Annotated in this window: 5 protein-coding genes; all 5 read left to right on the plus strand. The window is 68.1% G+C overall.

Annotation, left to right across the window (positions count from 1 at the left end; genetic code table 11):
- Positions 1-357: efflux RND transporter periplasmic adaptor subunit (locus ABS88_RS04940; RefSeq protein WP_286749317.1), on the plus strand; the 357-nt coding region annotated here is incomplete at its 5' end.
- Between the two features lie 6 nt (positions 358-363).
- A complete protein-coding gene (locus ABS88_RS04945; RefSeq protein WP_286749319.1) occupies positions 364-3,558 on the plus strand; it encodes an efflux RND transporter permease subunit in 3,195 nt (1,064 codons plus the stop codon).
- On the plus strand, positions 3,555-4,955 hold the full coding sequence (locus tag ABS88_RS04950; protein WP_286749320.1) for an efflux transporter outer membrane subunit: 1,401 nt from the start codon (positions 3,555-3,557) through the stop codon (positions 4,953-4,955). The genes ABS88_RS04945 and ABS88_RS04950 overlap by 4 nt, the downstream gene beginning before the upstream one ends.
- A gap of 80 nt (positions 4,956-5,035) precedes the next feature.
- On the plus strand, positions 5,036-5,821 hold the full coding sequence (locus ABS88_RS04955) for an ImuA family protein (protein WP_058812224.1): 786 nt from the start codon (positions 5,036-5,038) through the stop codon (positions 5,819-5,821).
- The coding region (locus tag ABS88_RS04960; RefSeq protein WP_502686137.1) for a DNA polymerase Y subunit UmuC family protein at positions 5,730-6,146 on the plus strand (417 nt) is incomplete at its 3' end. The genes ABS88_RS04955 and ABS88_RS04960, both read left to right, overlap by 92 nt.

Consider the following 6,146-nt stretch of genomic DNA (forward strand, 5'->3'; position numbering starts at 1 on the left):
TCGGGCCTGCTGATGCCCGGCATGTTCGTGACCGCGCTGTTCGACCAGGCGGTGAACCCCGCGGCAATGCTGGTGCCGCAGGCCGCGGTGCAGCGCGATTTCGACGGATCGGCCTTCGTCTATCTGGTCGGCAAGGACAATAAGGCCGAACGGCGCAAGGTCGACGCGGACCGCACGGTCGGCGCGAACTGGGTCGTCACCGGCGGGCTGAAACCGGGCGACCGGGTCATCACGCAGGGAGTCGGCAACCTGAAGCAGGGATCGGCGATCAAGCCCGTGCCCGCGTCCAGTCCGCAGCGGGTGGGGGCGCCCGCGGGGAAGAGCGCCGACAAGAGCGCCGCGACGAAAGGACAATAACGCCCCATGTCGCGCATTTTCATCGATCGGCCGATCTTCGCCTGGGTACTGGCCATCGTCGTCATGCTCGGCGGGCTCGGCGCGCTGTTTTCGCTGCCGATCGAACAATATCCCGACATCGCGCCGACGCAGGTCAATATCCGCGCCAGCTATCCCGGCGCCTCCGCCGAGACGATCGAGAACAGCGTCACGCAGGTGCTCGAGCAACAGCTCACCGGTATCGACGGCCTGCTCTATTTCAGCTCGCAGTCGAGTTCGCGCGGGCAGGCAACGATTACCGCCATCTTCGCCAAGGGCACCGATCCCGACATCGCGCAGGTGCAGGTGCAGAACAAGATCGCCTCCGCCATCTCGCGCCTGCCGCAACAGGTGCAAAGCCAGGGCGTGCGCGTCACCAAGTCCAATTCGGATTCGCTGCTGCTCGTCGGCGTCTATGACACCACCGACACGCGATCGAACCAGGATGTGTCCGACTATCTGTCGTCGAACGTGCAGGATCCGCTGTCGCGCGTCGAAGGCGTCGGCGACGTCAATGTCTATGGCTCGCCGCACGCGATGCGCATCTGGCTGAACCCGCAGCGGCTCGCCGCGGTGTCGCTGATGCCCGGCGACGTCGTCACCGCGATCACCGCACAGAACAGCGAGGTCGCGGCGGGCGAGGTCGGCGGCACCCCGGCGCCCGAGGGACAGATGCTGAATGCGACCGTAACCGCGCAGTCGCGGTTGCAGACGCCCGAAGAGTTCGAGAATATCGTGCTCAAGACGCTGCCCGACGGGTCGACTGTAAGGATCAGAGACGTCGCGCGGGTCGAGGTCGGCGCCGAAAATTACGGCACCATCGTGCGCATCAACGGCCATCCGGGTGCGGGCATCTCGATCTCGCTATCGCCCGGCTCCGACGCGCTGGAAACCGCCGACCGGGTCAAGACGCGCGTTGCCGAACTGGCGCAGGATTTTCCCGACGGCCTGACCTATGCCTATGCCAACGACGCCACCGCCTTCATCAAGCTGTCGGTGAGCGAAGTGCAGAAATCGCTGTTCGAGGCGATCCTGCTTGTCGTGCTGGTGATGTTCGTCTTCCTGCAAAGCTGGCGCGCGGTGCTGATCCCGGCGATCGCGGTGCCGGTCGTGCTGCTTGGCACCTTCGGCGTCTTCTATATCGCCGGTTTCACGATCAACACGCTGACCCTGTTCGGCCTGACGCTCGCGATCGGCCTGCTCGTCGACGACGCGATCGTCGTGGTCGAGAATGTCGAGCGGCTGATGGAAGAGAATCCCGGCATGTCGGCGCGCGAGGCGACGATCCAGTCGATGAAGGAATTGCAGGTCGCACTGATCGCGATCGCGATGGTGCTGTCGGCGGTCTTTCTTCCGATGGCCTTTTTCGGCGGATCGACGGGCGTCATCTATCGCCAGTTCTCGATCACCATCGTGTCGGCGATGGCGCTGTCGGTGCTCGTCGCGCTGATCCTCAGCCCGGCGCTGACCTCGACCCTGCTCAAACCGCGCAGCCATGGCGGCGACGAGGGTCGGCCGCACCGTTTCCCGCGCCTGCACGCCGCGATGATCCGCGCCCGCGACGGCTTCAACACGCGGTTCGAACGCACGGTCCGCGGCTATGTCGGCAGCGTGACCCGCGTCGTCGACCGCAAATGGCTGTTCCTTGGCATCTACGCCATCATTCTGGTGCTGCTGGTGCTGATGTTCGTGCGCCTGCCGACCGGCTTTCTGCCCAATGAGGATCAGGGCCGCGTTTCGGTGCAGTTCCGCTTGCCCGCCGGCGCGACGCAGGAACGCACGCTCGCCGTGCGCGACAGCGTCGAAAAATATCTGCTGAGCCAGGAAAAGGCCAATGTCGGCGCGCTCTTCCTCGTCGCGGGCGGCGGCGGGGGCGGTGCGACCGGCCAGAATACCGGCCAGGGCTTTTTGAACCTCGTCCACTGGGACGACCGGCCCGGCAAGGAGAACACCGCCGACGCGATCGCCGACCGGACGCGCAAGGCGCTGTCGGGCCTGCGCGACGCGCAGGTCTTCGCCCTCGTTCCCGGCGCGGTGCGCGGTCTTGGCGATTCGTCGGGCTTTACGATGGAGTTCCAGAACCGCAGCGGGATGAGCCGCGCCCAATTCGTCGCGGCGCGCGACCGGCTGCTCGACATGGCCAATGCCAATCCCAAGCTTACCTCGGTGCGGCTCAGCGATCTTCCCGATGTTGCGACGTTGAAGGTCGATATCGATACGCAGCGGCTGACCGCCTATGGCCTCAGCAACGGCGATGTGAACAACACGCTGGCGACCGCCTGGGGCGGCCGCTACGTCAACGACTTCATCGACAAGGGCCGCGTCAAGCGCGTCTATGTCCAGGGCGACGCCCCCTATCGCGCCAAGCCCGACGATATCGGGCAATGGTATGTCCGCTCGTCCGATGGCGAGATGTCGCCCTTCTCGGCCTTTTCGAGCATCGGCTGGTCGACCACCCCGGCCAGCACCTCGCGCTTTCAGGGCGTCCCGGCGTTCGAAATTTCGGGGCAGGCGGCCGCCGGCGTCAGTTCGGGCGAGGCGATGGACGAGATGGAGCGGATGGCGGCCGAAATTCCCGGCACCAGCGTCGCCTGGGCGGGCGCTTCCTATCAGGAACGCCTGTCGTCGGGGCAGGCGCCCCTGCTCTATGGCCTGTCGCTGCTCGTCGTCTTCCTCTGTCTTGCCGCGCTTTACGAAAGCTGGTCGATCCCGCTTGCGGTGCTGCTCATCATTCCGCTGGGGCTGGTCGGCGCGGTTTTCGCGGTGACGCTGCGCGGGCTGGAAAACGACGTCTATCTGCAGATCGGGTTGCTGACGACGATGGGACTGGCGGCGAAGAATGCGATCCTGATGATCGAGTTCGCCGAACAGGAGGAACGCAAGGGCCGCCGCGTTATCGAGGCAGCGGTCGAGGCGGCGCGCATCCGTTTGCGTCCGATCCTGATGACCAGCTTTGCCTTCATCTTCGGCGTCCTGCCCCTCGCCATCGCAACCGGTGCGGGGGCCAACAGCCGCGTTGCGATCGGTACGTCGGTGATCGGCGGCATGCTGACTGCCGCGCTGCTCGCCATTTTCTTCATCCCGCTCTTCTTCGTGCTCGTGCGCCGCGGCGTGCGCGACGGGCTTGCCGCGCTGCGCCGGCGCTTCGGCAAAAAGGACGGCGGCGCGGAGGTGACGGCATGAAACGCGCGCCCTTCCTGATGATCGCAGCGCCGCTGATGCTCGCGGGCTGTTCGCTTGCGCCGAAGACGGCGTTACCGCCGCCCCCGGTGCCGCAAGGCTGGCCGGTCGGCGACGCCTATCTGATCGAGAGCGAGGCAGCGCTGCCGATCCTGTCCTACAAACAGCTGTTCACCGACGCGCGGCTCCAGTCGCTCGTCGAACAGGCGCTCGCGAACAATCGCGACCTGCGCACCGCCTATGCCAATCTGGCGGCGGCGCGCGCGCAGGTGCGGGTCAGCCGGGCGGCGCAATTCCCGGCGATCGGCGTCAGCGCGAGCGGCGACTATGCCGACCGTGGCGGCTCCGGCGGCGCGGGCAGCAGTTTCGCGCTGCAAGGCGGGGTCACCGCCTTCGAACTCGACCTGTTCGGGCGCCTCGCCAACGCGAATGCCGCCGACCGCGACCGCGCGCTGGCGACCGAGGCCGCGTCGCGCACCGTGCGGTTGAGCCTGATCGCCGATCTTGCCAATGCCTGGGCCGCCTATGGCGCCGACCGCGACCTGCTCGCCATTGCGCAGGAAACCGCCACCAATGCGCGCGAAAATGTCCGGCTGACGAAGGCGCGGCTCGACGGCGGCGTCGCCCCGCGCACCGACCTCAGGCAAGCCGAACAGATATTGGCGACCGCCGAGGACGCGATCGCGCAGCAGCAGACTGCGATCGCGCAGGACGAAAATCTGATCCGCCTGCTCGTCGGCGGCGATGTCGATCCGGCGCTGTTCCCCGCCAGCCTGGCCGAGGTGACGCCCGCGGTTGCGGCGCCCCCGGCCGGGATGCGGTCGGAAATCCTGTTGCGGCGGCCCGACGTGATCCAGGCCGAATATCTGCTGCGCGCCGCCAACGCCGATATCGGCGTCGCACGCGCACGCCTGTTCCCGACGATTTCGCTGACCGGCCTGCTGGGCTTTGCCAGCGACGCGCTGTCGAGCCTGTTCGACAAGGGCTCCTTCGCCTGGTCGGCGGGCGGCAATGCCAGTGCCTCGATCTTCGATTTCGGTGGCCGCCGCGCCGGGGTGGCGGTGAGCGAGGCGCAGCGCGATGCCGCGCTTGCCAGCTATGAAGGCGCGATCCAGACCGCCTTTCGCGAAGTCGCCGACGCCCTCGCGGTGCAAGGCACGATCGCCGAGCGCGTCCGCGCCGCCGCCGCCAACACCGAAGCCGCGGCCGATACGGCGAGACTCAGCGATGCGCGCTACAAGGGCGGGGTCGACAGTTTCCTCGCCAGCCTCGACGCGCAGCGCAGCCTCTATGCCGCGCGGCGCAGCGAAATCGCGACGGGCCTGCTGCTTGTCCAGACCCGCATCGCCCTGTTCAGCGCGCTTGGCGGCGACAGCAGCGCGGGGTCCGCGGCGCGTTAATCCCGCAATCAAGACGCGAATCCCGACTCCGCTTGACAACCCCATCCGCTCGCGCGCTAATAGAACAAATCAGGAACATTATGCGCGAGTCGTCTTCCTCTCTCGCCGCGCTGCGCCAACGCGTCGCCCGGCTCGCCGATAGCGGCGCCCCGTCCGGCGGGGGCGATGGCGGCTGGCTGGCGAGCGGCCATGCGGATTTCGATGCGGCGATCGGCGGCGGGCTGGCAATCGGCAAGACGCATGAATTTTTCGCAGCCGACGCGCTCGATGCGACGAGCGCTGCCGCCTTTGCCGCGTTGCTCGCGCTGCGTACGCCCGGCGCGGCGCCGCTGCTGTGGCTGCGCACCGCCGATGCCGCACGGCGCGCAGGGCATATCTATGCGCCCGGCATCGCCGAGCTTGGCGGCGACCCCGACCGGCTGCTGCTCGTCGAAACCGCCGACCCCAAAATGCTCCTCGCCTGCGCCAATGACGCGGTGCGGTGCGGCGGATCGGCGGCGGTTATCGTCGAAAGCTGGGGAGCATGGCCCGCGCTCGACCTGACCGCGGGGCGGCGGCTGGCACTCGGCGCACGCGATGCGGGGACCGTGCTGCTGATGCTGCGCCTCAACACCCTTCCCGCGCCCAGCGTGGCGGAAACGCGCTGGACGGTCGCCGCCGCGCCCTCGACCGCGCTCGAGGCCGATGCGCCGGGCGCCCCGGGCTTCACCCTCGACCTGATACGCTGGCGCGGCGGCCCCGCGGGCGCCCGCTGGCAGATGGAATGGAATCGCGATGAGCAAGTCTTCCGGGGGGCGGCGCTATCTGGCGCTCTTCTTCCCGTGGCTCCCGGCCGAACGGCTGTGCCGCGCCGCGCCGCCGCCTGACGCTCCGATCGTCTTTGCCGAAAAGCAGCGCGGGGCGCTCCGTCTTGCGAGCGTCGATCCGCACGCCGCGGCGCTGGGGCTCGGCCCCGGCATGCCGCTCGCCGATGCTCGCGCGCAGGTCGGCGACCTTGCCGTCGTGCCGCACGATCCCGTCGCCGATGCCGCCTGGCTCGACCGGCTGGCGCAGGGCTGCGCGCGCTACACGCCGCTCGTCGCGCTCGATGCCCCCGACGGGCTGATCCTCGACATCGCGGGCGCGGCGCATCTGTTCGGCGGCGAAGCAGGACTTGTCGCCGATGTCGAAGGGCGCATGGACCGGCTGGGA

This window comes from Sphingopyxis sp. SCN 67-31 (assembly GCF_001725095.1).

Coding starts and splice junctions, on each gene's coding strand:
- ABS88_RS04945 (WP_286749319.1), top strand. CDS start 364: ATGTCGCGCATTTTCATCGATCGGCCGATCTTCGCCTGGGTACTGGCC.
- ABS88_RS04950 (WP_286749320.1), top strand. CDS start 3,555: ATGAAACGCGCGCCCTTCCTGATGATCGCAGCGCCGCTGATGCTCGCG.
- ABS88_RS04955 (WP_058812224.1), top strand. CDS start 5,036: ATGCGCGAGTCGTCTTCCTCTCTCGCCGCGCTGCGCCAACGCGTCGCC.